This window comes from Halorubrum distributum JCM 13561 (assembly GCF_000337395.1).
GTDB lineage: Archaea > Halobacteriota > Halobacteria > Halobacteriales > Haloferacaceae > Halorubrum > Halorubrum distributum.
In genome coordinates this window covers 20,501-43,462 of the sequence record NZ_AOJF01000023.1, presented here as the reverse complement: position 1 = coordinate 43,462, position 22,962 = coordinate 20,501, and the positions used below count along the sequence as shown (strand labels likewise).

Here is a 22,962-nt window from a genome sequence, read left to right as displayed (position 1 = left end):
AGGTCCCGACCATACTTACTCGCGGGCGTCGAAGCGCTCCCATGGAGGAACCGGACGGCGCTTCCCGCCCGGCGGCGGAACCGACGCCGCCGCCCGCCTCGCGGTCGGAATCCCCGTCGATCAGCGGCCGCGTCGAGTGGCTCCTCGTCGTCGCGCTGCTCGCGGTCCCGATGGCGGTCGTTCCGGGCGGCGACGACGCCCCGACGCTGGTGAGCCTGTGGGGGTTCGTGACGCTCGGCGGCGACGGGAGCGGGCTCGGCGGCTACCCCGTGTGGGCGTACTTCCTCGACCAGCCGCGGCCGTTCGCGACGCTCCCCCCGTCGATCCGGGCGTGGCCGCTCGCGCTCGGCTTCCACCTGCTCGCGGCCGGCAGCGCCACGAGCGGCGTCGCGCTCGGCCGCGAGGACCGCCGGGTCACGGGCGGCCTCCTCGTCCTCGCGGCGGCCGCGACGCTGTGGGTGGCCGCGGGGCTGGGCGTTCGGTTCGGCGTCGGCGCGACCGCCGGCTGGTTCGCCGTCCTCCCCGCGAGCGCGCTCGTGACGCTCGTCCTCGCGGTCGCGGCGTACGGACGGGACCTCCGCGGGATCGCGGTCCGGTAGCCCCTCGTGCGGCCGGTAGCCGCACACGCGGCCGGCCGGGCCGCGACCCGGCCGGGCGCATTTATGTCCCCGGCCCCGGAATCCGCGTCCATGACAACGCTGTCGGGGCTCTTGACTATCACCACCGTCGCGGGGCTCGCGACGGGACTGGGGGCGCTGCCGGTGTTCTTCCGCTCCCGCGTCACCCACCGCGTCTACGACGCGGCGCTCGGGCTCGCCGCGGGGCTGATGGTCGCCGCCAGCGTCTTCGGCCTGATCATCCCCGGACTGGAGGCGGGGACGCTCACGGCGGTGATGACCGGCGTGTTCCTCGGCGGCGTCGCGCTGCTCGGCGGGAACTACGCGATCCCGCACCTCCACGCGCAGTACCGCGAGTGGCTCCCCGAGGGCGGCGCCACCGGCGACGACGTCGAGTCGATGCCGACGAGCGACGAGGGGCTCGGGATGACCGCGGACGACCCGTCGATCGGGAGCGGCGCCGACTCGGCCGGGGACGCCGGTCACGCGGCGTCGGAGTTCATCTCGGACGCAGACGCCGCGGCGACCGCCGAAGCCGACGCCGCCCGCGAGGTAACTCTCCGGAAGGCGCTGCTCATCGGCGGCGCGATCACCCTCCACAACGCCCCGGAGGGGCTGGCGATCGGGGTCGCGTTCGCCTCCGGGCTGGAGGAGGTCGCGCTGCTGCTCGCGGTCGTCATCGGGCTCCAGAACGTGCCCGACGGGTTCGCCTTCGCCGTCCCGATGGCCGACACCGGGATGCCGAACGCTCGCGTCCTCTGGTACACGACCCTCTCGGGAGTGGTCCCGCAGGTCGTCGCGTCTCTCTTCGGCTTCCTGCTCGTCTCGGTCGCCGCGGGGCTGTTCCCGATCTCGTCCGGGTTCGCGGCGGGGGCCATGCTCGCGGTGGTCTTCCGGGAGCTGATCCCCTCATCGCACGGGCACGGCCACGCCGACGCCGCGACCGGCGCGTTCCTCGTCGGGTTCGTGCTGCTCGTCGTCGTCGACGCGGTCGTCGTGGTGTGAGCCGCGCGCCCCCGCGACACTTCTTCAACGAGGCGCGCGTTGCCTCCGGACGTACCCGCGACCGTTTCGACGGCCGACGCCGACGAGACCTGCGCGTACTGCGGCTCGCGGATCTCCGATCACGACCCGATCCGCGTGCGCGGCTGCGACGGCTGCGGCTCGCCGACGTGCTTCTGTAACTACGCGTGCCTCTCGGCGCACGCCGACGAGCAGGACCTCAGCGCGGGGAACGCCTGCGAGTGGTCGCCGGGGGAGTAGAACGGCGGGGCTGCGAGTGGTCGCCTGTTACTCGTTCTCCGGGCTGCTCGGGTGGTACTCGGTGTCGTACTGCCCCGGGTTCCCGTCGACGCGGTCGGGGTTGATCCGGCCGGCGAGCAGCATGAAGTCGAGGACGGTACAGTACAGCATCGCCTCGACGACGGGGACCGCCCGCGGCGGGAGGACGGGGTCGTGGCGGCCGACGACCTGGATCTCCTTCTCCTCGCCAGTCTCCCAGTCGGCGGAGCGCTGCTTCTTGGGGATGGAGGTCGGCGCGTGCCACGTCGCCTCGCCGTAGATCGGTTCGCCCGTGGTGATTCCGCCCTGAAGGCCGCCGTGGTCGTTCCCCTCGGGGACGGGGTCGCCCTCCTCGCTCTCGACGTGGTCGAACGACTCGCCGTCGTCGAACGTCCAGTCCTCGTTGCGCTCGCTGCCAGTCACGTCGACGGCGTCTTTCCCCAGCCCGAACTCGACGCCCGTCGTCGCCGGGATGGACAACATCGCCTGTCCGAGCCGGCTCGGGAACCCGTCGAAGCGCGGCGCGCCGAGCCCGCGCGGGACGCCGCGACACTCGAAGTAGATGGAGCCGCCGATGGAGTCGCCCTTCTCCTGGTACTCCTCGATCAGCTCCTGCATCTCGGCGGCCGCGTCCGGGTCGGCGCAGCGCACGTCGTTCTCCTCGCTGTTCGCGAGGAGCTGCTCGAAGCTCACCGGGTCGGCCTCGACGTCGCCGATCCGGTTGACGTGCGCTTTGATCTCCACGTCGTGGTCGGAGGCGTCGAGGACCTGTTCGGCGACCGCGCCGGCCGCGACCCAGTTCACCGTCTCGCGCGCGGAGGAGCGCCCGCCGCCGCCCCAGTTGCGCGTGCCGAACTTCGCCGAGTAGGTGTAGTCGCCGTGCGAGGGGCGCGGCGCCGTGACGTACGGCTCGTACTTGCCCGAGCGCGCGTCCTTGTTCTGGATCACCATGCCGATCGGCGTGCCGGTGGTGTAGCCGTCCTGGACGCCGGAGTTGACGACGACCTCGTCGGGCTCGCCCCGCGAGGTGGTGATCATCGACTGGCCCGGCTTACGCCGGTCGAGCTGCGCCTGAATGGCCTCCTCGTCGAGCTCGACGCCCGCGGGCACGCCGGAGACGGTGACGCCCATCGCGTCGCCGTGGCTCTCGCCGTAGGTCGTCAGCTGGAAGAGTCGGCCGAACCGGTTCCCGTTCATACCCTCACGTGTGGCCGGGGGCATATAGGGGTTGCAATCCGCGCAACGGAGCGGTCGGGGTTCCTCGGGAGCGGTCGAGGTTCGTCGGGAGCGGTCGCGGTCGGTTGAGGGCGGATGGCGGCGGTCGGGTGGCGTCGGACGACGTAACGCGGCGCCCCGCCGCGCGACCGATGGGGGTATGTAACGGGAACGCGTTGGTGAGGGCGTGCGCGAACGTCTCACTTCGGACCTCGGCGTGTACGCCATCTCGGGGCTGTTCTCGCTCGTCGTCTTCGCGTTCGCCCTCTGGCTCCTCTCGCGGACGCTCCCCGGCGGGCTCGCGAGCCGACAGCTCGGGGGACTGATCGTCGGCTACCTGCTGTTCGTCGGCGTGTACACGACCGCGTGGTTCATTTACACCGGGATCGACAGCCGCGAAGAGGTGTGAACGATCCGTCCTCCCGCAGAGAGCGACGCTGACGGCCGGCGATGGCACAACGGGAGCGGCCGACACGCGGAGACTACAACGAGGCTTTGATTCATCGACCGTTTTTATACGCAGTGCCGGTATGCTCGGGTATGGTACGGCCCTCCCGTCGCCGCTTCCTCGGAGGAAGCGCCCTGACGCTCGCAGCGCTAACAGGTGTTCTCGCCCCCGAAACGGACCCGCGTATCGCTGATCGGCCGCGAGATCTTGCCGTCGATATCTCGGGCTCGTTCGCCGACGCATTCCTCCCCGTTCCGGTGGGAGAGGCCCTTTCAACGACGTACGCGATGGTCCTCGCGGAGCGCGTCGACGCCGACACGGAAGAGGACCTGAGCTATCGCGCTCGGTCTGTGGCCGAGCGGCTCGACATCGAGGTCGACGAGTTGGCTGCGACCGTCGCAATCACCCCGTCCGAACGTGGGACCCAACTGGTGACGGCAGCTGGCGGGTTCGATCGCCTCGACCGCGGCGAGACGATCGCGGTCGGCGAGGGGGACGCCGCGTCGAACGACGACCTCCCCGACGACGTCGAGACGACGGACGATCTCCCTGCGGGCTGGCGACTCTCCGAGACAGATGAGGCCGCGTTGATCACCGGTGAGGGCGTGGCGGCCGCCGCGACCGGCGGTGGGTATTCGCCGCGTCCTCGCGGTCGCTCCGGCTCGTCGGGAGCCGACAGCAGTGAGCGCCGAATCGAGGCCGCTCGCGCTGCCGGCCGCGCAGCCGTCGACGAGGTCGACCGCTTCGCGGAATCCTCCCTGGGGACGGCTGCCCTCCCCCGGCTCGGTGGATTCGAAACAGTGCTTCTGGCTCCCGACGCGGCCGGCGGTCCGTTTCCGCTGTCGGTTCCCGACGACGTGGACGCGTTCGCCGCCGGCTTCGAGACCGACCCAAACGATCTCAGGGACATCGACGGAACGGCGGAGAACGCATACGTAATCCGTCCGGCTGCGGATAACGACGAGCTCGCCGACGAGACCGTCAGGCGACTCGTCCGGACCATCGATCCCGCCGACCCCGTCGAGATGGACATCACGCGTACCGAGGGCGTCGTGCTCGTCGACGCCGTCGTCGAGGCTCCGCCAGAGATCGATCGTGAGGCGTCGCCGGACGCCCACGTCCGCTCGCAGTTTGACCGCGCCGCCGGCACCGTGACGTTCGAGCACGTCGAAGGCGAGGCGGTGCCGGCCGACGAGCTGGAGGTGTGGCACGACGGCGAGGAGGTCAGCGACGCGGTCCTCGACGGCGAGGAATTCGCGGCGGGTGACGAGATCACCGTCGAGACCGGACTGATCGCGACCGTCATGCTGCGGTGGTTCGACCCGGACGAGAACGTCTACGACACGTACGCTCGCGAACAGGTCGACCGCGAGGCGTTTTCCGTCGAGTACGACATGAGCGCCGAGACGTTGGAACTCACCTACGAGGCCGAGCGCACTGCCGACGCGAGCAGCCTTCGGCTGATCCACCGCGGCGAGGATGGCGTCCGAACAGTCGGCGAGGAGTTCACCGACGGAACGCTCGAACCCGACGACACGGCCAGGGTCACGGACGTGTCGATCGGCGACAGCGTACAGCTGGAGTTCGACGTTGCGCAACCGATGGGCGGCGCCTCGCTCGTCTATTACCGCGCCCGCCCCCCGCGCGTTTGGATCCACTCGCACGCCGAGGAGGGGACCACGGTCAGGTACGACGGCGAGGAGTCTCGACCCGCTGACGCGTTCGTGACCCTCGTCGACGGCGAGCCAACCGACAAACAGTTCGCCGACGAGTACGACACGCTCTCAGGCGACGAGGACCTGGTTCTCGGTGAACTTCCGCTGGGGAGTACGGTCGCGGTCGAGTGGCGCGAGCCGGACGAGCCGGTCGTCATCGCCGAACACGAGGTCGTTCCGAACACGCGCGCGTCGATCGAGTACGATCCAGACGCCGGCGAGATTACGGTCCAGCACCGAGGCGGCCGGACCCTTCCCGCGTCTGAGTTGGAGCTCCAGGTCGGTCGCACCCCGGCCGACGTCCAGCCGGCGGACAAGCTCGACGAGTTCGGTCCGGACGACTCGTTCACTGTCCAAGTACCGCCGCTCTCTCGGGTCCGACTCGTGTGGACCGGCGGCGACCGCGAACACCACATCGGCGGTACGACCACGGCACGCGACGCGGTCGCGGCGACCTACGATGCCGACGCCGAGGCGATGACGATCGAGTACGTCGGCGAACAGCCCGCCGATCCCGAGCGACTGCGCGTGTCGGTGAACGGCGTCGGTGAGTTCCGAGGCCGAGAAGCGGATCAGGAGTCGGCGTTCGCTGCCGAGCACGACGAACTAACCACGGGGGACACGGTCACGGTCGACGACGTGGGGCTCGACGACACCGTGGTCGTCAGCGTTCACACCGAGTTCGAGAACGGGTCGGCGACCAGCTCCGTCGGTCACTTCTCGGCGGCACCCCGCCGCGGATTCGCCGTTGATGACGGTGGCCCGGGTAGCGACGGATCGGGGACGACGCTCCGCTACGTCGGCGAGGTCCGCCGCGACGCCGACGCTTTCCGGGTGCTGATCGACGGTGAGCCCGCCGCCGACCAGCCCACTGACGAGACGGACCGACTGACCGGTGGGGAGACGCTGTCGCTCGGTGAGCTGTCCAGCGGCACAACGATCACCGTCGAGTGGACCGCCGGCGACGAGACCCGAACCGTGACCGAACACGTGATTCCCCCGGAGGCGACGTTCGAGGTCGCGTACGAATCGGCTGACGACGGCGAGGGAGGCGTCGTGACGTTTACCCACGCCGGCGGTGACGCACTCGACGCTGACCGCCTCGACGTGGTCGTCGAGCCCGCGACCGACGGACTGCGCCCCTGGGACGCCGACGCTGACGAGGTGACCGCCGGTGACGAGACGAGCGTCACGGTCGACTCGGAGCCGGGGATGGCCGTCGTCGTCTTCAACGAGAGCGAAGTTCTCCACCGCGAACCGCTTCACCAGAACAGGTAGGGCGGTGTTGTAACTCGGCGCGACTCCGAAGGAGGAGTAAGAACCGGTCCGCAGACTCTCGGGGTACTCGCCCCACGCCTCGTACGTTTCGACCCGCTCGCCTTTCGACACCCTCTCGTCGGTCCCCGGGTCGAAGAACTTGAGTTCGCCTTCCTCCGGCATCGACGTCATCGACCTGCGGGATCCGCCTGCCGAACCGTTTTCACGCCGCCCCGCGACGGGCCCGTATGACGCGGGACACGATCGAGTTCGACGTCGACGACCGCGGCGTCGCGACGATCACCGTCGACCGACCGGAACAGCTCAACGCGCTCACCGCCGAGACGCTCGAAGCGATCGAGGACGCGCTCAACGAGGCCGCCGACCGGGACGCGCGCGTCCTCGTGATCGCCGGCGCGGGCGACGAGGCGTTCGTCGCGGGCGCGGACATCTCGCACATGGTCGACCTCTCGACGCCCGAGGCGCAGGCGTACGCGGAACTCGGCCACCGCGTCGCGGACGCGATCGAGACGTTCCCCGCGCCGACGGTCGCCGCGGTCGACGGCTACGCCTTCGGCGGGGGCTGTGAACTCGCGCTCGCCTGCGACCTCCGGGTCGCCGCCGAGAGCGCGGTCCTCGGACAGACGGAGATCGACCTCGGGATCATCCCGGGCTGGGGCGGTACCCAGCGGCTCCCGGCGCTCGTCGGCGACGAGGTCGCGCGCCGGCTGATCTTCCTCGGCGAGCGGATCGACGCCGAGGAGGCGGCCGAGGTCGGGTTCGTCGGCGAGGTCGTCGCCGACGCCGAGTTCGACGACCGGATCGACGAGCTGGCCGGCGAGCTGGCCGCGAAGCCCGCGACCGCGCTGCGCGCCGCGAAGGAGGCGCTCAACGCGGCCGGCGAGGGGTCGGCGGCGACCGGGCTCGCCTTGGAGCGCCGGGCGTGGGCCGGCCTGTTCGGCACCCACGACCAGCGCGAGGGGATGGAGGCGTTCTTAGCGAAGCGCGAGCCGGAGTTCGAGTAGCCGACCTCCGACGGAATCGGATCTGTTGTGCGGTGGCGCGTGCCTGCGAGCGGCCGCCATCGGCGGCCGCGAAGTCAGCACGCGCGAGGGGGTCGGCCGGTCGGAGCGAAGCGGAGACCGGCCGACGAGGCTGGGGAGGTGAGAGGTGCGGTCGCTGTGCGGGGGCGGGACTCAAAGGGGCAGCCGCGAGGACGTCGCAGACGACGTAAGCACCGCAGGGAGCGAACGAAGTGAGCGACCGAGGAGCGCAACGAGTGTGCGGCGTCCTCGCGGCTGGGGCTTTGGCGGTGTTCTTTGCCGATCTACCAGCAACCATTTATAACCGAGCGGCTGGGGCTTTGGAGGTGGTTGCGGTCGACTCGCAGTCAACTGTTTATAAATAAGCAGTTGGGGCTTTGGAAGTTGCCACCGTCAATTCGCAGCCATTCACCTACCGTGCGATCGCGGTCCACGGAGCCCGGGGATCGCCACGCTTTATTAATCCGCCCGAGTACCGGCGACATGGACCAGTTGCGGCAGTCGCTCCTCGACGCGCCGATCATCGAGAAAGGCGAGTACCAGTACTTCGTCCACCCGATCAGCGACGGCGTCCCCATGCTCGAACCGGAGCTGCTCCGGGAGATCGTCATCCGGATCATCCGGAAGGCGGAGCTGGAGAACGTCGACAAGATCGTCACCCCCGCCGCGATGGGGATCCACATCTCCACCGCGCTCTCGCTGATGACCGATATCCCCCTCGTCGTCATCCGAAAGCGCCAGTACGGCCTCGACGGCGAGGTCCCGCTGTTCCAGGAGACCGGTTACTCGGAGTCGGAGATGTACATCAACGACGTCGAGGAGGGCGACCGCGTGCTCGTGCTCGACGACGTGCTCTCGACGGGCGGCACGATGAAGGCCATCCTCGACGCGCTCACCGACGAGGTCGGCGCGGAGGTCGTCGACGTCGTCGCCGTGATCAAGAAGGCGGGCGAGAACGAGCTCGACGAGACCGACTACAACGTGAAGACGCTGATCAACGTCACCGTCGAGGACGGCGAGGTCGTCGTCGTCGACGCCCAGGGCGACGAATAAGTCGGTATCCGTAGATCGGTGGGGACCACCGCTAAATCTCAACTAGCCCGTTTATAAACAGTCGATAACCGATCGACAGCGAACACCGCCAAAGCCCCAGCCCCTTTGAGTCCCGCCCCGCACAGCAACCGCAGCCTCACGCCTCCCCAGCCTCGCCGTTCGCTCCGGGCTCCCTTCGGTCGCCCGTCGCTCACGGCGTCCCTCGCACGCGCTCCTCGCGGCCGCCGAGGGCGTCCGCTCGCAGGCGCGCGCCAACCGCACCGCCTCGGAACACTCTGTGGACCCCGTCTCCAGAAAACCTATTGTCGAACTCCAGATGATCGGACACATGGACCCCGTACTCGCGGTCTTCCTCCTCGCAATGGGAGTTCCGAACGCGCTGTGGCCGTACAAGTTCGCGAGATTCGAAGAACAGATGGACTCGATCGGGAGCAAGCGGTCGTGGTCCGAGGTCGAACCCGCGGACTGGAAGGTGACGCTCACCCGCGTCGTGGGGGTCGGAATGGCCCTTTTCGGGCTCGCAGGTCTGGTCGCCGGCTAAAAACGAGCGGCCGCCACGCGATCGGTTTATAAACCCCGCGCCGCCCCTCGTCGCTGCCGGGCGCGGGCGCCTTTTATGTCGAGGTCGCGAATGGTAGGGTACACATGACTAGCGCACTGTTCGTCGTGAGCGAAGAGGGCTACTGGGCCGAGGAGTGTATCGAGCCGCTGACGACGCTCGAATCCGAGGGCGTCGACGTGACCGTCGCGACCCCGTCCGGGTCGCCGCCGGTCGTCGACGAGCGCTCGCTCGACCCCGAGGCCGCCGGAGGCGAGGAGCGGGTCGCGGAGCTCCGCGAGGTCGACGAGGAGCATCCCGAGCTCAACGACCCCGAGCCGATCGCGACGGTCGCCGCCGCCGACTACGACGCGGTCGTCTTCCCCGGCGGGCACGGCACCGTCTGGGACGTGAACCAGGACCGCCACGCCCGCCAGCTACTTCTCGACGCTGTCGCGGGCGAGGCGGGCGTCGCGCTCGTCGTCTGTCACGCGGTCGGCATCCTCGCGTTCACGAACGAGGCCGACGGGACGCCGCTCGTCGAGGACCGCGCTATCACCGGGTTCCCCAACGAGTGGGAGGCGGACATCGTCGACGAGCACGACGTGATGCCCGACGGCCGCAAGCTCCCGTACTGGGTCGAAGACGAGGTCGTCCTCGCGGGCGCCGAGTTCGACGCCGAGCTCGACGCCGACACAAGCGTCACGGTCGACGGCGACCTGATCACCGCCCGCGGCCCGGGCTCGTCGGCGGCCGCGGCCGCGACGCTGCTCGACGAGCTGTAGGCGCCCGACCGGCTTTCGGGCCTTCTCAACGGATCACGAACGCCGGCTCCTCGATCCGCTCGCTCTTACACTCGGGACACCGCGAGGGCTCGTTGACCGGGTCGTCGAAGCCGTCGAACCCGCACTCCCGACAGGTCGGCGGCGCGACGAGGAACTCCTCGTCGGCTCCGCCGTCGCCTTCTTCGGATCCGCTCTCGTCGGCGACCGACCGCGAGACGTGTTCGAGGTGTTCGTACACGGTCGGCGTCGGCAGCGACAGCGTCTCTGCGAGGTCGCTCGCGGTCCGGGGATCCTCACGGAGCGCGTCGGCGATCCGCTGACGGGTCGTCTCCATGGACGGCCTTCGACGGCGACGAGCAAAACCGTCGGGGATCGTGACGCCGGCAGTTCGCACCGACGCCGCGAGCCACTCGACCGATGACGCGGGCGCAAGAAGTATGTCACCGGGGTGAGACGGGGAGCGTATGAAAGCCGTCGTACTCGCGGGTGGCTACGCGACCAGGCTCTGGCCGATCACCGAACACCGGCCGAAGATGTTCCTCCCGGTGGGGGACAACACCGTTATCGACGAGATATTCGAGGACTTGGAGGCCGACGACCGCGTCGACGAGGTGTTCGTCTCGACGAACGAGCGCTTCGCCGACACGTTCGCGGTGTACCTCGACGACAGCCCCTTCGAGAAGCCGACCCTGTCGGTCGAGGAGACCGTCGAGGAGGACGAGAAGTTCGGCGTCGTGGGAGCGCTCGAACAGCTCGTCGAGCGGGAGTCGGTTGACGACGACCTGATCGTCGTCGCGGGCGACAACATGATCAGCTTCGATCTGGGCGACTTCGCCGACTTCTTCGAGGACAAGGGGACGCCGACGCTGGCGGCCTACGACGTGGGCGACCGCGAGCGCGCGAAGTCGTACGGGCTCGTCCAGCTCGACGGCGACGAGGTGATCGACTTCCAGGAGAAGCCCGACGACCCGGAGTCGACGCTCGTCTCCATCGCCTGCTACGCGTTCCCCGCCGAGACGCTCCCGAAGCTCACGACCTACCTCGAAGACGGCGAGAACCCCGACGAGCCCGGCTGGTTCCTCCAGTGGCTCCAAGAGCGCGGGGCGGTCAACGCGTACACCTTCGACGGCGCGTGGTTCGACATCGGCACCGCCGACAGCTACCTCGACGCGGTCGAGTACGCCCTCGACGGCGGGACGCTCGTCGCCGACGACGCGACCGTCGAGAACTCCGACTTGGGCGACGTTGTCCACGTCATGTCGGGCGCGACGGTGACGGACTCGACGCTCGACCGCGCCGTCGTCTTCGAGGACGCGACGATCACCGACTCGAAGATCAGCAAATCGGTAATCGACGAGGGCGTCACGCTGGAGAACGTGGATCTCACCGGCGCGCTGATCGGCTCGTACACCTCGATCACCGAGGGCGACGACTTTTAACCCGCGCCGGTCCGCGGCGCCCTCCGGCTGTCAGCCGCCGTCGACTGCGCCGTCGGTGCCGGCCTGCGCGTGCGTGTGGTGGTAGCAGTCGAACGCGGGGTCGCCGCCGTCCCTCGACGGGTGAAAACACACCCGTCGGTAGCGCTCGTTGTCGAGTGAGTTCGCCACGAACCCGTCGGTGTGCCGCGAGACCGACTCGTACGGGTCGCCGCAGGCGGGGCAGGTCGCCGGCGGATCGTCGGGGACGTACATGCGGTGTCGCGTCCGGAGCTACGGCTCCGAGTCGGAAAACGACCACGGCGATGCGCACCGAGTTCAGGAGCCGTTCGAGCCGTCGCCGCTCCCGCCCTCGACGCCGAGCGCGTCGAACAGCTTCCGGCGGACCGCCTCCTCGGTGAGGTGGAGGAGCGTGTCGCGGTTCTCGCCGCTCGCCTCGATGCCGGTGAAGATACCGAGCGGGATCTCCAGCGACCCCTGCGTCGAGTGGCCGGCGGCGTCGCCCATCTCGGAGAACGCCTCGTCGAGGACGTTGCCGATGTTCAGCCGGATGTCCTTCGAGCGCGCCGCGAGGTAGATCTTCTCGTCGGCGATGCCCAGCACGGCCGTCGTCGTGATCCCCTCCAAGTTGAGGAGGTGTTGCGCGGCCTGCGCGAGCGCCTCGCGGTCGCGGATGAACCCGGCCGTCGAGAAGAGGTGACTGCCCTGGACCTCGCGGTTCTGGATCGCCTCCGCCAACACGTCCAGCGTCTCCGGGCTCATCGACGGCGACTCCACCTGCTCGAGCGTGTCGTGGTTCGCGAACGGGTGGAGGTACGCGGCGGCGGTCAGGTCCGCCGGGGTCGTGTCCCGCTTGAAGTCCAGCGTCTCGGCGCGGATCCCGTAGAGGAGCGCGGTCGCGACCGCCTCGGAGGGCGACTGGTCGAACTCCTGGAGATACTTCGTGAGGATCGTCGACGTCGAGGAGACGTTGGTCCGCACGTCGACGAAGCGCGCGTCGAACGGCACCTCGGCCTCCAGGTGGTCGAGGTAGATGTCGATCGCCACGTCGAGGTCGAGGTCCTCGGCGGCGGCCTTCGCGAGGTCGACCGCGGCGACCGTCTCGTACTCCGAGAGCGGCGGCGCTTCGCCGCGTTCGAGCAGGTCGATCCCGAGGAGGTTGACGAACGCCCGGTTCTCCTGATGGCCGACGTCGCCGGAGTAGACGATGTCGGCGTTGACGCCGAACGCCTCCGCGATCGCCTGAAGCGCGGTCGCGGACGCGATCGAGTCCGGCTCGGGGTTGTCGTGGGTGAGTATCGCCATCCGATCGCCGCCCTCCTCGATTATTTCCGCGAGCTGGCGGGCCATGTACTCCAGCTCGCCCGTCTCCAGCGACTGGAGCGCGCTGTCGGCGATCACCGTCGAGGGGTTGATCACCACGTCGGCGCCGCGCTCGCGCAGCTCGTCCTCGCTGACGGGGTCCGACGCCCGGACGACGACGTAGTGGTCGCCGCCGGTCTCCCTGACCGCGGAGACGGCCGCCTTGTTCGCCTCCACGTCGCTCGCGAGGATCAACACGATGTCGCGGTCGTCGAGTTCGTCGACGACGTCGGGCTCGGCGATGTCCTGGACGCGCGCGTTGAGGTCCTGGTCCCGGAGCGCCTCGACCCGGCTCTCGTCGCGGTCGAGGATGAGGACGTCCTTCCCGCGCTCGGTCAGTTCCTCAGCGACGGCGTGCCCGACGCTCCCACAGCCGAGGATCGCGTACCGGGTCCGCGCGGATCCGGATGCCCCACTACTCATTGAAGGGATTTCCGCGGCACGACACTTAACGAGTGCGCTCTCGCGGTCCCGCGACCTCGCGGGAGCCGCGGAGTCCGTCGGTTCCGGTCGTCGGATCGTCTCCGGACCGAGACGGTCCCGTCGCGCTCGTGCGATTCGGATGCCGCTACGGAACCGCCAGCGTGGTCGAATGAAAAGGCCTTTTACCGTGACAGGGATACAGTCTCGTGAGGGCCGGTAGCTCAGTTAGGGAGAGCGACGGACTCTTAATCCGTCGGTCGCGTGTTCAAATCGCGCCCGGCCCGCTTTTAAGCCGCCTCGTGCTCGTCACGGGCACGACTCGTCCGACGCGACCTTTTATCTCCGCGCTCTCCGATCGGACGCCCATGACGGACCTCGACGGCGCGGCGGCGGTGATCACCGGCGCGAGCTCGGGAATCGGCGAAGCGACGGCGCACGCGCTCGCGGAGCGCGGCGCGAACCTCGTCCTCGTGGCGCGGCGGCGCGACGCGCTCGAATCGGTCGCGGACGACGTGCGGTCCGAGTACGGCGTCGAGGCGGTCGTCGCCGACGGCGACGTCCGCGAGTCGGCGACGTCGGCGGCGGCGGTCGAGGCCGCGGTCGAGGCGTTCGGCGGCCTCGACGTCGCCGTCGTCAACGCGGGGCTCGCCCGCGGGAGCGACGTGGCGACGATGACCGACGAGGAGTACTTCGCGATGCAGGAGACGAACGTCGACGGGGCGTTCTTCCTCACGCGCGAGGCGCTCCCGCATCTCAGGGAGAGCGAGGGGACCCTCGTTGCGGTCGGCAGCTTCGCCGGGGAGTTCCCGCGATCGTTCAACCCCGTGTACGCCGCGACGAAGTGGTGGATCCGCGGGTTCGCGCACAGCGTCGCGGCACAGGCCGGCGACGACGGCGTGGCGGTCTCGGTCGTCAACCCCTCGGAGGTCCGGACCGAGTTCGGCAGCGAGGAGGGGGAGCCGTTCGCGGAGCGGTTCGAGCCGGGCAGCGTCACCGAGCCGGCGGAGGTCGCCGAGGCGATCGCCTTCGCCGCGTCGCGGCCGGGATCGTCGGCCCACGAGATCGACCTCTACCGCCGGGACAAGTACGCCGACACCATGTGAGCGGGGAGAGCGGGACTGCGCGCGAGCGCGCCGATGTGGAACGTGACGACGGCGGAACGCGCCGGCTCAGCGGTCGGGCGACGTCTCGTCAAGGCGGTCGATCGGGGCGCCGCATTCCGGACAGGAATCGTCGGCGCGCGCCACCGCGAGGTCGCACTCCGGACAGAACTCCCGGTCGCAGGCTCGGTCGCCCATGTCCGGGGCCGACGACGCCAACGGGCAAATAGCTTCGGCGCGCACCGCCGCGGCCTTCGAACCGAAATTCCTTTTAAATCGCTGCGCGCCGATCCGGTGTGAGCAACGCGACGGCCGGGGCGAGCCGAACGCAGTTCTGGGCGCTCTACCTCACCCGATTCGCCGAGGGATTCGGATTTATCACGCTCATCACGCTGTTGGGGACGTACATCAACGCGCTCGACCCGCAGGCGACGACGGTGCTCGGCGTTACGGTCTCCGCCGGGTTCGTCATCGGGATGTACACGACGGGGTTCACGCTCGCGCAGACCGTCGCCGTGGTCCCGCTGGCGTGGGCGGGCGACCGGTTCGACAAGCGGACCGTCCTGCTGGGCGTGCTCGGGGTCGGCGCCGTCGTGTACGCGCTGTTCCCGTTGGTCGACTCCTCCGGCTCGTTCATCCTCGTCCGCGCGCTCCAGGGGCTCGTGGTCACCGGCGCTGGGCTGATGACGCTGTCGCTGGTCGGGCAGATCGCCGACGTGGGAGCGCGCGCCGACAAGATCGGGAAGGCGAACGCCGCCTCCTTCGCGGCCTCGATCGTCGGGTCGCTGTCGGCCGGCGCGATGTACGACGCGGTCGGCTTCGGCCCCATCTTCGCGGTCATCGCGGCGTTGATGGTCGCCGCGTGGGCCGTGACGTGGCTCTTCCTCGACGACGACGACACGCGCGTCGAGGGGTTCCCGTTCTCGGACCTGGCCGTCAACCGGCGGATCCTCACGATGACGACGTTCCGCGCCCAGTACGCCTTCGCCGTGACGATGGTGCGGACGTGGGTCCCGATCTACGTCAGCACGGAGATGGCCGCCGGCGGCCTCGGCGTCACCGGGATCGCAATCGGCGTCACCGTCACCGCCGAGAAGGCGACCAACATGGTCGGCCAGCTGTTCACCGGGCGGCTCTCGGACGCCTACGGCCGGTCGCTGTTCGTCTTCGCGGGCGGCGGCGCCTACGGCCTGGTCGCGATGGCGATCCCCTTCTCGGCCGCTATCGGGACCGCGTTCGGCGCGGGCGTGACGCTCCCGATCCTCGGTGACCTCCCGCCGGCGTACCTCCCGCTCGTCGCCTTCTCCGGGCTGCTCGGCGTCGCCGACTCCTTCCGCGAGCCGGCAAGCATGGCGCTGTTCGCCGACGAGGGGACCGACGACGGCGGCGTCGCCTCCAGCTTCGGTATCCGCGAACTCGTCTGGCGACCGGGCTCCGTGGCCGGGCCGCTCATCGCCGGCTGGCTGATGGTCGAGGTGAGCATGGGCTCCGTCTTCTACGTCGGCGGCGCGTTCGCGATCACCGGCGTGCTCGCCTTCCTTGCGATCCTCGTGCGGGACCACGGCCGCGCGGCGCTGACTGCGTGGTAGGGCGCGGGGTCGCGGATTCGAGCGCGCGGGGCTCCCTACCGCTTCCGGAGCGCGGCCCGGTAGTGCGGGCCGTCGCCCGACCCCTCGCGGTCGACCGCGTCGACCGCCCAGCCGGTCCCGATCGCCGCCTCGCGCAGTCGATCCGGCGAGAAGAGCGTAAAGCGGAGCGTCGGGTCCTGCTCTCCCTCGTACGCGAACCACATGACGCGGCCCGCGAGCCCCGGCGTCGGGTCCTCGCGGTAGCCGAGGAGGTCGGCGGTCGCCGGGTGGTCCGGGTCGTAGCAGTCGATCACGGCGGTCGCGGCGGGCGTCGTCACGTACGCGAGGTCGCCGAGGAACGCGGAGAGCCCGCGCATCGAGCCGGCCAAGCCGATCTGCGTCCCGATCGCGAGCGCGGAGGCGAACCGGTCGCGCCCGAACGACTCCCGGAGGGCGAACATGTCGCCCTCGCGGGGACCCGCGACGCCGCGCTCGCGCATCGTCTCGACGAGCGCCGGACTTGATTCGACGGCGACCGTCTCGAACCGCTTTTGGAACCACAGCGCGTGGCGACCCGCGCCCGCGCCAAGGTCGACGAGGGGGCCCTCCAGCCGCGACGCAAGCCACGAACCGGCGTCGCTCTCGGGGTCGAATTCGCCGAAGTAGAAGTCCTGTATCGGATGCTCGCGCGTCTCCGCGCCATCGCCCTGTACGAGCGGCTCCATCCGCTCGCCGCGGTGGTGGTCGCGGATCGCGCGTCCGAACGCGTCGGCCATGTGGCGGGCCTGGCCGCCGCGCGGCAAAAGCGGTCCGTGAGATCGCCTCGCAGTGACACACACGGGCGGACGCCGCCTCCGAGCGGTGGTGGTTCCTGAGACTGGCCACCTGACCGGCCGTTCCGCCGTCTGACCCGCCGCGGAGCGCGGTTCAGTCGTCGCTCTCGGCGGTCGATTCCGCAGTCGGGTCGGTGACTCGCTTCGTCTCGCTGTCCACGCTGATCCCCTCCCAGTCGTCGTCGGTGTGGAACCCCTCGCGCTCCTTCGCCCCGGGGGCGACGCGGATGAACTCGGCCCGCTCCCGGGCGCGTCCGATCGTGTGACCGCCGCAGTAGGAGAGCCCCGAGCGGATCCCCTGACAGAACTCCTCGGCGACCGTCGCGACCGGCCCCTTGTACGGCGTCAGCGCCTCGACGCCCTCGTCTGCGCCCACGTCCGCCCCCTTGTCGTCGCGGGCCTCGGCGGCGGCGGTCGTCGCCATCCCGCGCGACCGCTTGTACCGCGTGCCGTCGACCTCGACGACCGCGCCCGGCGCCTCCTCCGTGCCGGCGAAGAGGCTGCCGAGCATCACCGTGTCGGCGCCCGCCATCAGCGCCTTCACCGCGTCGCCGGACGTGCGGATCCCGCCGTCGGCACAGATCGTCACGTCCAGGTCCTCGGCCGCGGTCGCGCAGTCGTCGACCGCGGTCAGCTGCGGGACGCCGGCGCCGGCGACCTTCCGCGTGGTACAGTGCGACCCCGGACCGATGCCGACCTTCACGCAGTCGGCGCCCGCGGCCGCGAGGTCCTCGACGCCGGCGGGCGTGGCGACGTTGCCGGCGATCAGGTCCGTCTCCGGGAACGCGTCCGCAATCTCCTCGACCGCCGCGACCGCCCTGTCGAGGTGCCCGTGCGCGACGTCGACCACGAGCGCGTCCACGTCGGCCGCGACCAGCGCGGCGCTCCGGGCCTCGTAGTCCTCGTTGATGCCGACCGCGGCGGCGACGCGCTCCCCGGCGCCGACCACCGCCTCGACCTGCGCCGCCTGCTCGTCGACGGTGAGGAACCGGTGGAGGACGCCGATCCCGCCGGCCCGGGAGAGGCCGATCGCCAACTCCGCCTCCGTGACGGTGTCCATCGCGGCCGAGACGAGCGGCGTCTCCAGTTCGACGGTCGGCGTGAGCGGCGTCGAGAGGTCGACGTCGCTCCGGCTGTCGACCGGCGACCGCTGGGGGACCAACAGCACGTCCCCGTAACTCAGTCCGGTTCGTAGATCGTTCATACCCTTACCGAGGAGAGGGACGGACACGCAAAAACCCCTCGATGGTCGGGGGCCCCGAAAACGCGCCGCGGCGACCGCTCAGAACCCCTGTTCCGCCAGCGCGTCCTCCAGCGCCGCGAGGACGTACTCGACGTTCTTCGGGCGGGCGGAGTAGCCCATACAGCCGATCCGCCAGATGTCGCCCTCGAGATCGCCGAGGCCGGAGGCGATCTCGAGGTCGTACTCCTCCAAGAGGTGGTCGATGACTGCGCCGTCGTCGACGCCGTCGGGCACGCGCACCGCGTTCAGGCTCGGGAGCCAGTACTCGTCCGGGGCGTTCATCTCGAGGCCCAGCTCCTGTAGGCCCGCCTTCAGGTCGCCGGCGACCTCGCGGTGGCGGTCCCAGCGCGACTCGATCCCCTCCTCCGCGACGAGGCGGAGCGCCTCGCGGAGCGCGTACACGTTCGTGATCGGCGCGGTGTGGTGGTACGAGCGGTCGTCGCCCCAGTACCCCTCGAGCAGCGAGAGGTCGAGGTACCACGACCGGGGTTGCTCCTCGCGGTCGAGCACCTTGTCCATCGCGCGGTCGTTGAGCGTGAGCGGGCTCGCGCCGGGCGGACACGAGAGGCACTTCTGGGGCCCCGAATACGCGACGTCCACGCCCCACTCGTCGACGCGCATCTCGACGCCGCCGAGCGAGGTGACGCAGTCGGCGATCACCAGGGCGTCGTGGTCGTGCGCGATGTCGGTCAGCTCGGGGACGCTCGGCTGGAGGACGCCCGTCGACGTCTCCGCGTGGACGAACCCGAACACGTCGGGCTGGTGCTCGTCGAACGCGCGCTCGACGTCGACGGGGTCGAGGGGTTCGCCCCACGGGGCGTCCACCTCGACGACGTGGCCGCCCGCCCGCTCGGCCATCGACTTCATCCGGCCGCCGAAGTAGCCGTTCGTCGGCACCAGCATCGTGTCGCCCGGCTCGACGAGGTTGCCGATCGCGGCCTCCATCGAGGCGGAGCCCGTCCCCGACACCGGGATCGTCCACTGGTTGTCGGTGCGGAACGTGTAGCGCAACAGCTCCTGGACCTCGTCCATGATCTCGACGAACGAGGGGTCGAGGTGGCCCACCAGCGGCGTGCTCATCCCCTTCAGTACGCGCGGGTGGACGTCGCTCGGGCCGGGCCCCATCAGCGTGCGGTCCGGCGGCGTCAGCTCTCCGACTTCGGGCGCTCGGTCGTCGACGCCGGGCTCGGCTTGCTGGTTCGACATACGTGATCCCCGGACGAGCGAACGCAAAAAGCCGACGGAAGGGGCGGCCCCCTGCCTCGTTACACGTTCTGTGCGCCGCCGCGCGCCGCCGAGTCGACGGGCCGGAGCGGCGCCCAGCCGCGTCTTATCCCGAATCCACCCTAACTTAACCGTCCGCGACACGTGCGCCCTGACATGAGCGACGGCGCGGGCGAGTCGGCGTCGAACAAGGACCTCCGGACGGTGCTCGACCGGATGTCGGACGGGTTCTTCACCCTCGACGGCGACTGGCGGATCGTGTTCGCGAACGACCGGGGCAGAGAGATCCTCCGGTCCGCGATGACCGAGGACGCCGTCGGCCCGGACGGCTCGGTCGAGGGCGCGAACATCTGGGAGTCGATCCCGGAGTCGACGGAGACCGTGTTCTACGACGAGTACCACCGCGCCATGGAGACGCAGGAACCGGTCTCGTTCGACTCCTACTACGAACCGCTCGACACGTGGTTCGACGCGCGCGCGTTCCCGTCGGACGAGGGGCTCTCCGTCTACCTCCGCGACGTCACCGAGCGACGCGAGCTGGAGCGGCGCCAGGAGGAGAGCCTCCGCGCGATCCAGCGGCTGTACGCGGTGTCGTCCGACCAGGACCGCACGTTCGAGGAGAAGGTTGCCGAGATACTGACGATCGGCTGCGAGTACCTCGACGTGCCGAACGGCTTTCTCACGCGTATCGAGGACGACACCCAGCACGTCGAAGTCTCGCACGCCACACACCCCCTGTTACAGCCCGGCGAGACGTGTCCCCTCGACGAGGCGTACTGTAAGCGGACGCTCGAACGCGAGCAGCTCCTGACGATCGTCGACGCCTCGGCGGAGGGGTGGGCCGGCGACCCCGCGTACGAGACGTTCGGGCTGGAGACGTACGTCGGCGGCCGCGTCGAGGTCGAGGGCGAGCGGTTCGGCACGCTCTGCTTCGCCGACACGAGCGCGCGCGACGAGCCGTTCACCGACTCCCAGCAGACGTTCGTGGAGCTGCTGACGCGGTGGGTGAGCTACGAGCTGGAGCGGCGGCGCGCGGCCGAGCGGCTCGCGAGCGAGCGCGACCGGCTCGACGAGTTCGCGAGCGTCGTGAGCCACGACCTCCGGAACCCGCTCACGACCGCCCGCGGGCGGATGGACCTCCTCACCGACGACTGCGAGAGCGAACACGTCGAGCCCGTTCGGCGCGCCCTCTCGCGGATGGACACGCTCATCGAGAACATCCTCACCCTGTCGCGCGAGGGGGGCGGCGTCGACGAGCTGACCCGCGTGGACCTCGCCGCCCTCGCCGCGGACGCCTGGGAGACGGCCGACACCCGGGGCGGGACGCTCCGCGTCGCGGGCGACGGCTACGCCCTCCGCGCCGACGAGCAGCGGCTCAGGCAGCTCCTCGAGAACCTGTTCCGGAACGCCGCGGAGCACGGGGCCGTGGGGAGGGAATCCGACGATGTCGCGGTCGAGGTCGGCCCCCTCTCCGACGGAGACGGGTTCTACGTGGCCGACGACGGCCCGGGGATCCCGGCGGAGGACAGGGACCGCGTGTTCGAGTCCGGGTACACGACGACGAGCGACGGCACCGGGTTCGGGCTCGACATCGTCTCGCAGATCGCGGACGGACACGACTGGGCGGTCAGCGTGACCGAGTCGGCCGACGGCGGGGCGCGGTTCGAGTTCGCCGGCGTCGACCGGATGTGACGGCCGGCGCGCCGCGAGGGGCGCGCGGCGTCGCCGGTCACCGACCGACGCTCAGTTCCGCCGTCACTCGTCGTCGACGAAGTCCGGCTCCGTCCGCTTCTCCGCGCGCTCCTCGACGAGGTGGTCGACGAACTCGTCGAGGTCGACGTCGCCGCGCTGGTTCTCGAAGCGGTCGCGGACCGAGACCGTGCCGGCCTCCTGCTCGTCGTCGCCGACGATGACCATGTACGGGAGCCGGTCGTCGTGGCCGGCGCGGATCTTGCGGCCGACGGTCCAGTCGCGGTCCTCGACCTCGACGCGGAAGCCGGCGTCCTCCAGTTCGTTTTTCACGCGGTGGGCGTAGCCGAGCGTCTCGTCGGAGACGGGGAGGATCCGGACCTGTTCCGGCGCGAGCCACAACGGGAAGTTGCCGTCGAAGTGCTCGATGAGGACCATGAAGAAGCGCTCGTAGCTGCCGTACAGCGCCCGGTGGATCATCACCGGCTGGTGGTCCTCGTTGTCCTCGCCGGTGTAGGTGAGGTCGAAGCGATCGGGCATGTTGAAGTCGAGCTGGACGGTGGGCCCGTCCCAGACGCGGCCGAGGGCGTCCTCGAAGCCGAAGTCGATCTTCGGGCCGTAGAAGGCGCCGTCGCCGGGCTCGACGTCGTAGTCGTAGCCGCCCGATTCGAGCACGTCGCGGAGCTGCTCCTCGGCGGACTCCCAGATCTCGTCGCCGCCGACGGACTTGTCCGGGCGGGTCGCGAGGGCGACCTCGACCTCCAGGTCGAGCGTCTCGACGACCTCGAAGATCATCTCGATCACCGACTCGATCTCCTGGCGGATCTGGTCCGGCCGGACGAACAGGTGGCCGTCGTCGATGGTGAACGACCAGACGCGCGAGAGCCCCGACAGCTCGCCGCGCTGCTCTTTCCGGTACACCTTCCCGTTCTCGAAGTACCGCTGCGGGAGGTCCCGGTACGACCACGACTGCTGGTCGAAGATGGTCGCGTGGCCCGGGCAGTTCATCGGCTTCAGGCCGTACTCCTCGTCGTTGACGTCGAGGAGGAACATGTCGTCCTTGTAGTTCTCGTAGTGGCCGGACTGCTTCCACAGCTCCGTCCGGAACACGTGGGGGGTCTCGACCTCCTCGTAGCCGTGGTCGCGGTTGAGCTCGTTCGCGAAGTCGGACAGCTCGCGGAGGACCGTCTTCCCCGGCGGGTGGTACAGCGGCAGGCCCGGGCCGGTCACCGTCGGGATCGAGAAGAGGTTCATCTCCTGGCCGATCTTCCGGTGGTCGCGCTCCTGGGCCTGCTCGCGGAGTTCGAGGTACTCCTCCAGGTCCGACTCGCTCGCGAAGGCGGTGCCGTACACGCGCGTCAGCGTGTCGTTCTCCTCGTCGCCGCGCCAGTAGGCGGCCGACACCTCCAGCAGGGTCGCGGCGCCGATCTCGCCGGTCGACTCGACGTGGGGGCCCTGACAGAGGTCCTCCCAGTCGTCCTGGACGTAGAAGGTGACCTCCTCGCCGTCGGCCTCCTCGTCGAGGATCTGTCGCTTGTACTCGTTGTCGGCGTAGATCTCCGTCGCCTCTTCGCGCGACCGGACCTCGCGCTCGATGTCGTAGTCCGCCGCGATGATCTCGTCCATCTCGTCTTCGATGGCGGCCAGGTCGCCCTCGTCGACGTCGACGTCGGTCACGTCGTAGTAGAAGCCGTCGTCGGTCGGCGGGCCGATCGTCAGGGTCGCCTCCGGGTGGAGCCGCTGGAGCGCCTGCGCGAACACGTGGGCCGCGGAGTGGCGCAGCACCGTGAGGTACTCGTCCGACTGGTCGGTGACGATCTCGATCCGCGCGCCGTCGTGGACCTCGGCGTACTTCTCGACGAGTTCGCCGTCGATCTTCCCCGCGACGGTGTCGCGACCGAGCCCGGGGCCGATCTCGAAGGCGACGTCCTCGACTGTCGACCCCGCCGGAACGGTCAGCTCTGATCCGTCCGGCAGGACGACCGTCACCTCGGCCTCCGCATCGGTCTCGCTCATACAGCATCGGAGCCGGACGACCGGCATAAGCCTGTTCGATCCGCGGCGCGGAGTCACACGGTCGGACGGTCGGGGCGGTTCGCAACGGTCGGGGCGGTTCGCAACGGTCGGGGCGG

The 22,962-nt window shown here is 69.9% G+C and carries 22 protein-coding genes and 1 tRNA gene; 14 read left to right on the top strand and 9 right to left on the bottom strand.

From position 1 onward, the window contains the following. Window positions 1–41: 41 nt before the first annotated feature. From C470_RS02585 to C470_RS02575, 3 genes are all read left to right on the top strand, one after another. Entirely contained in the window at window positions 42–599 is a 558-nt protein-coding gene (locus C470_RS02585; RefSeq protein ID WP_004596069.1) for a TIGR04206 family protein, read from the top strand. A gap of 90 nt (window positions 600–689) precedes the next feature. After that, window positions 690–1,622, top strand: coding sequence for a ZIP family metal transporter (locus tag C470_RS02580; RefSeq protein ID WP_008365068.1), 933 nt, complete (start codon window positions 690–692; stop codon window positions 1,620–1,622). Between the two features lie 39 nt (window positions 1,623–1,661). Beyond that, window positions 1,662–1,880, top strand: a complete 219-nt coding sequence (locus C470_RS02575; RefSeq protein WP_008365066.1) for a hypothetical protein — start codon at window positions 1,662–1,664, stop codon at window positions 1,878–1,880. A 27-nt stretch (window positions 1,881–1,907) separates the two neighbouring features. Here C470_RS02575 and aroC read toward each other — a convergent pair whose 3' ends face one another. After that, window positions 1,908–3,095: a chorismate synthase gene (gene aroC / locus C470_RS02570; RefSeq protein WP_008365065.1), complete on the bottom strand. Its 1,188-nt coding sequence runs from the start codon at window positions 3,093–3,095 to the stop codon at window positions 1,908–1,910. Window positions 3,096–3,300: 205 nt separating this feature from the next. On the opposite strand from aroC, the gene C470_RS02565 reads away from it, so the two are divergent. From C470_RS02565 to C470_RS02540, 6 genes are all read left to right on the top strand, one after another. Then, the gene (locus C470_RS02565; protein ID WP_004596061.1) at window positions 3,301–3,522 is read left to right on the top strand and encodes a hypothetical protein; all 222 of its coding nucleotides are present in this window, start codon (window positions 3,301–3,303) and stop codon (window positions 3,520–3,522) included. A gap of 326 nt (window positions 3,523–3,848) precedes the next feature. Then, window positions 3,849–6,554, top strand: coding sequence for a hypothetical protein (locus C470_RS02560; RefSeq protein ID WP_008365063.1), 2,706 nt, complete (start codon window positions 3,849–3,851; stop codon window positions 6,552–6,554). Window positions 6,555–6,781: 227 nt separating this feature from the next. Then, the gene (locus C470_RS02555) at window positions 6,782–7,558 is read left to right on the top strand and encodes an enoyl-CoA hydratase/isomerase family protein (RefSeq protein ID WP_008365062.1); all 777 of its coding nucleotides are present in this window, start codon (window positions 6,782–6,784) and stop codon (window positions 7,556–7,558) included. 501 nt (window positions 7,559–8,059) lie between these two features. Beyond that, entirely contained in the window at window positions 8,060–8,629 is a 570-nt protein-coding gene (gene hpt, locus C470_RS02550; RefSeq protein WP_008365060.1) for a hypoxanthine/guanine phosphoribosyltransferase, read from the top strand. 316 nt (window positions 8,630–8,945) lie between these two features. Further along, window positions 8,946–9,170: a hypothetical protein gene (locus C470_RS02545; protein WP_004599793.1), complete on the top strand. Its 225-nt coding sequence runs from the start codon at window positions 8,946–8,948 to the stop codon at window positions 9,168–9,170. Between the two features lie 104 nt (window positions 9,171–9,274). Continuing rightward, window positions 9,275–9,952, top strand: a complete 678-nt coding sequence (locus C470_RS02540; protein WP_008365058.1) for a DJ-1/PfpI family protein — start codon at window positions 9,275–9,277, stop codon at window positions 9,950–9,952. A gap of 25 nt (window positions 9,953–9,977) precedes the next feature. On the opposite strand, the gene C470_RS02535 is transcribed toward C470_RS02540, so the two are convergent. After that, window positions 9,978–10,286, bottom strand: coding sequence for a transcriptional regulator (locus C470_RS02535; RefSeq protein WP_008365056.1), 309 nt, complete (start codon window positions 10,284–10,286; stop codon window positions 9,978–9,980). A 130-nt stretch (window positions 10,287–10,416) separates the two neighbouring features. On the opposite strand from C470_RS02535, the gene C470_RS02530 reads away from it, so the two are divergent. Continuing rightward, a complete protein-coding gene (locus tag C470_RS02530; protein WP_008365054.1) occupies window positions 10,417–11,391 on the top strand; it encodes a sugar phosphate nucleotidyltransferase in 975 nt (324 codons plus the stop codon). 30 nt (window positions 11,392–11,421) lie between these two features. Here the strand turns inward: C470_RS02530 and C470_RS02525 are convergent, their stop codons facing one another. Then, the gene (locus tag C470_RS02525; protein ID WP_008365052.1) at window positions 11,422–11,643 is read right to left on the bottom strand and encodes a hypothetical protein; all 222 of its coding nucleotides are present in this window, start codon (window positions 11,641–11,643) and stop codon (window positions 11,422–11,424) included. 63 nt (window positions 11,644–11,706) lie between these two features. Beyond that, window positions 11,707–13,173 (bottom strand): DHH family phosphoesterase, encoded by a 1,467-nt coding sequence (locus C470_RS02520; protein ID WP_008365050.1) that lies wholly within the window; start codon window positions 13,171–13,173, stop codon window positions 11,707–11,709. A 210-nt stretch (window positions 13,174–13,383) separates the two neighbouring features. Between C470_RS02520 and C470_RS02515 the strand changes: the two genes are divergently transcribed. Further along, window positions 13,384–13,457, top strand: a tRNA-Lys gene (locus C470_RS02515). A gap of 81 nt (window positions 13,458–13,538) precedes the next feature. Beyond that, entirely contained in the window at window positions 13,539–14,276 is a 738-nt protein-coding gene (locus C470_RS02510; RefSeq protein WP_008365047.1) for an SDR family oxidoreductase, read from the top strand. 66 nt (window positions 14,277–14,342) lie between these two features. Here the strand turns inward: C470_RS02510 and C470_RS16350 are convergent, their stop codons facing one another. Then, a complete protein-coding gene (locus C470_RS16350) occupies window positions 14,343–14,471 on the bottom strand; it encodes a hypothetical protein (RefSeq protein WP_008365046.1) in 129 nt (42 codons plus the stop codon). 98 nt (window positions 14,472–14,569) lie between these two features. Here C470_RS16350 and C470_RS02505 point away from each other — a divergent pair, with 98 nt between their 5' ends. Further along, the gene (locus tag C470_RS02505; RefSeq protein ID WP_008365043.1) at window positions 14,570–15,862 is read left to right on the top strand and encodes an MFS transporter; all 1,293 of its coding nucleotides are present in this window, start codon (window positions 14,570–14,572) and stop codon (window positions 15,860–15,862) included. A 35-nt stretch (window positions 15,863–15,897) separates the two neighbouring features. Here C470_RS02505 and C470_RS02500 read toward each other — a convergent pair whose 3' ends face one another. The 3 genes from C470_RS02500 to C470_RS02490 form a co-directional block, all read right to left on the bottom strand. Beyond that, on the bottom strand, window positions 15,898–16,617 hold the full coding sequence (locus C470_RS02500; RefSeq protein WP_008365042.1) for a class I SAM-dependent methyltransferase: 720 nt from the start codon (window positions 16,615–16,617) through the stop codon (window positions 15,898–15,900). Between the two features lie 151 nt (window positions 16,618–16,768). Beyond that, a complete protein-coding gene (locus C470_RS02495) occupies window positions 16,769–17,878 on the bottom strand; it encodes a guanosine monophosphate reductase (protein WP_004596019.1) in 1,110 nt (369 codons plus the stop codon). 78 nt (window positions 17,879–17,956) lie between these two features. Beyond that, complete coding sequence (locus C470_RS02490; RefSeq protein ID WP_004596017.1) at window positions 17,957–19,123, bottom strand: pyridoxal-phosphate-dependent aminotransferase family protein; 1,167 nt, start codon at window positions 19,121–19,123, stop codon at window positions 17,957–17,959. 174 nt (window positions 19,124–19,297) lie between these two features. Here C470_RS02490 and C470_RS02485 point away from each other — a divergent pair, with 174 nt between their 5' ends. Next, window positions 19,298–20,833 (top strand): sensor histidine kinase, encoded by a 1,536-nt coding sequence (locus C470_RS02485; RefSeq protein WP_008365040.1) that lies wholly within the window; start codon window positions 19,298–19,300, stop codon window positions 20,831–20,833. Between the two features lie 63 nt (window positions 20,834–20,896). Here the strand turns inward: C470_RS02485 and thrS are convergent, their stop codons facing one another. Next, window positions 20,897–22,873, bottom strand: coding sequence for a threonine--tRNA ligase (gene thrS / locus C470_RS02480; RefSeq protein WP_008365038.1), 1,977 nt, complete (start codon window positions 22,871–22,873; stop codon window positions 20,897–20,899). Window positions 22,874–22,962: the final 89 nt, after the last annotated feature.

Excerpts from the sequence above, each read along its gene's own strand:
- C470_RS02585 (WP_004596069.1), top strand. The coding sequence starts at position 42 with ATGGAGGAACCGGACGGCGCTTCCCGCCCGGCGGCGGAACCGACGCCG.
- C470_RS02580 (WP_008365068.1), top strand. The coding sequence starts at position 690 with ATGACAACGCTGTCGGGGCTCTTGACTATCACCACCGTCGCGGGGCTC.
- aroC (WP_008365065.1), bottom strand. The coding sequence starts at position 3,095 with ATGAACGGGAACCGGTTCGGCCGACTCTTCCAGCTGACGACCTACGGC.
- C470_RS02560 (WP_008365063.1), top strand. The coding sequence starts at position 3,849 with ATGGTCCTCGCGGAGCGCGTCGACGCCGACACGGAAGAGGACCTGAGC.
- C470_RS02555 (WP_008365062.1), top strand. The coding sequence starts at position 6,782 with ATGACGCGGGACACGATCGAGTTCGACGTCGACGACCGCGGCGTCGCG.
- hpt (WP_008365060.1), top strand. The coding sequence starts at position 8,060 with ATGGACCAGTTGCGGCAGTCGCTCCTCGACGCGCCGATCATCGAGAAA.
- C470_RS02545 (WP_004599793.1), top strand. The coding sequence starts at position 8,946 with ATGATCGGACACATGGACCCCGTACTCGCGGTCTTCCTCCTCGCAATG.
- C470_RS02540 (WP_008365058.1), top strand. The coding sequence starts at position 9,275 with ATGACTAGCGCACTGTTCGTCGTGAGCGAAGAGGGCTACTGGGCCGAG.
- C470_RS02535 (WP_008365056.1), bottom strand. The coding sequence starts at position 10,286 with ATGGAGACGACCCGTCAGCGGATCGCCGACGCGCTCCGTGAGGATCCC.
- C470_RS02530 (WP_008365054.1), top strand. The coding sequence starts at position 10,417 with ATGAAAGCCGTCGTACTCGCGGGTGGCTACGCGACCAGGCTCTGGCCG.
- C470_RS02525 (WP_008365052.1), bottom strand. The coding sequence starts at position 11,643 with ATGTACGTCCCCGACGATCCGCCGGCGACCTGCCCCGCCTGCGGCGAC.
- C470_RS02520 (WP_008365050.1), bottom strand. The coding sequence starts at position 13,173 with ATGAGTAGTGGGGCATCCGGATCCGCGCGGACCCGGTACGCGATCCTC.
- C470_RS02510 (WP_008365047.1), top strand. The coding sequence starts at position 13,539 with ATGACGGACCTCGACGGCGCGGCGGCGGTGATCACCGGCGCGAGCTCG.
- C470_RS16350 (WP_008365046.1), bottom strand. The coding sequence starts at position 14,471 with ATGGGCGACCGAGCCTGCGACCGGGAGTTCTGTCCGGAGTGCGACCTC.
- C470_RS02500 (WP_008365042.1), bottom strand. The coding sequence starts at position 16,617 with ATGGCCGACGCGTTCGGACGCGCGATCCGCGACCACCACCGCGGCGAG.
- C470_RS02495 (WP_004596019.1), bottom strand. The coding sequence starts at position 17,878 with ATGAACGATCTACGAACCGGACTGAGTTACGGGGACGTGCTGTTGGTC.
- C470_RS02490 (WP_004596017.1), bottom strand. The coding sequence starts at position 19,123 with ATGTCGAACCAGCAAGCCGAGCCCGGCGTCGACGACCGAGCGCCCGAA.
- C470_RS02485 (WP_008365040.1), top strand. The coding sequence starts at position 19,298 with ATGAGCGACGGCGCGGGCGAGTCGGCGTCGAACAAGGACCTCCGGACG.
- thrS (WP_008365038.1), bottom strand. The coding sequence starts at position 22,873 with ATGCCGGTCGTCCGGCTCCGATGCTGTATGAGCGAGACCGATGCGGAG.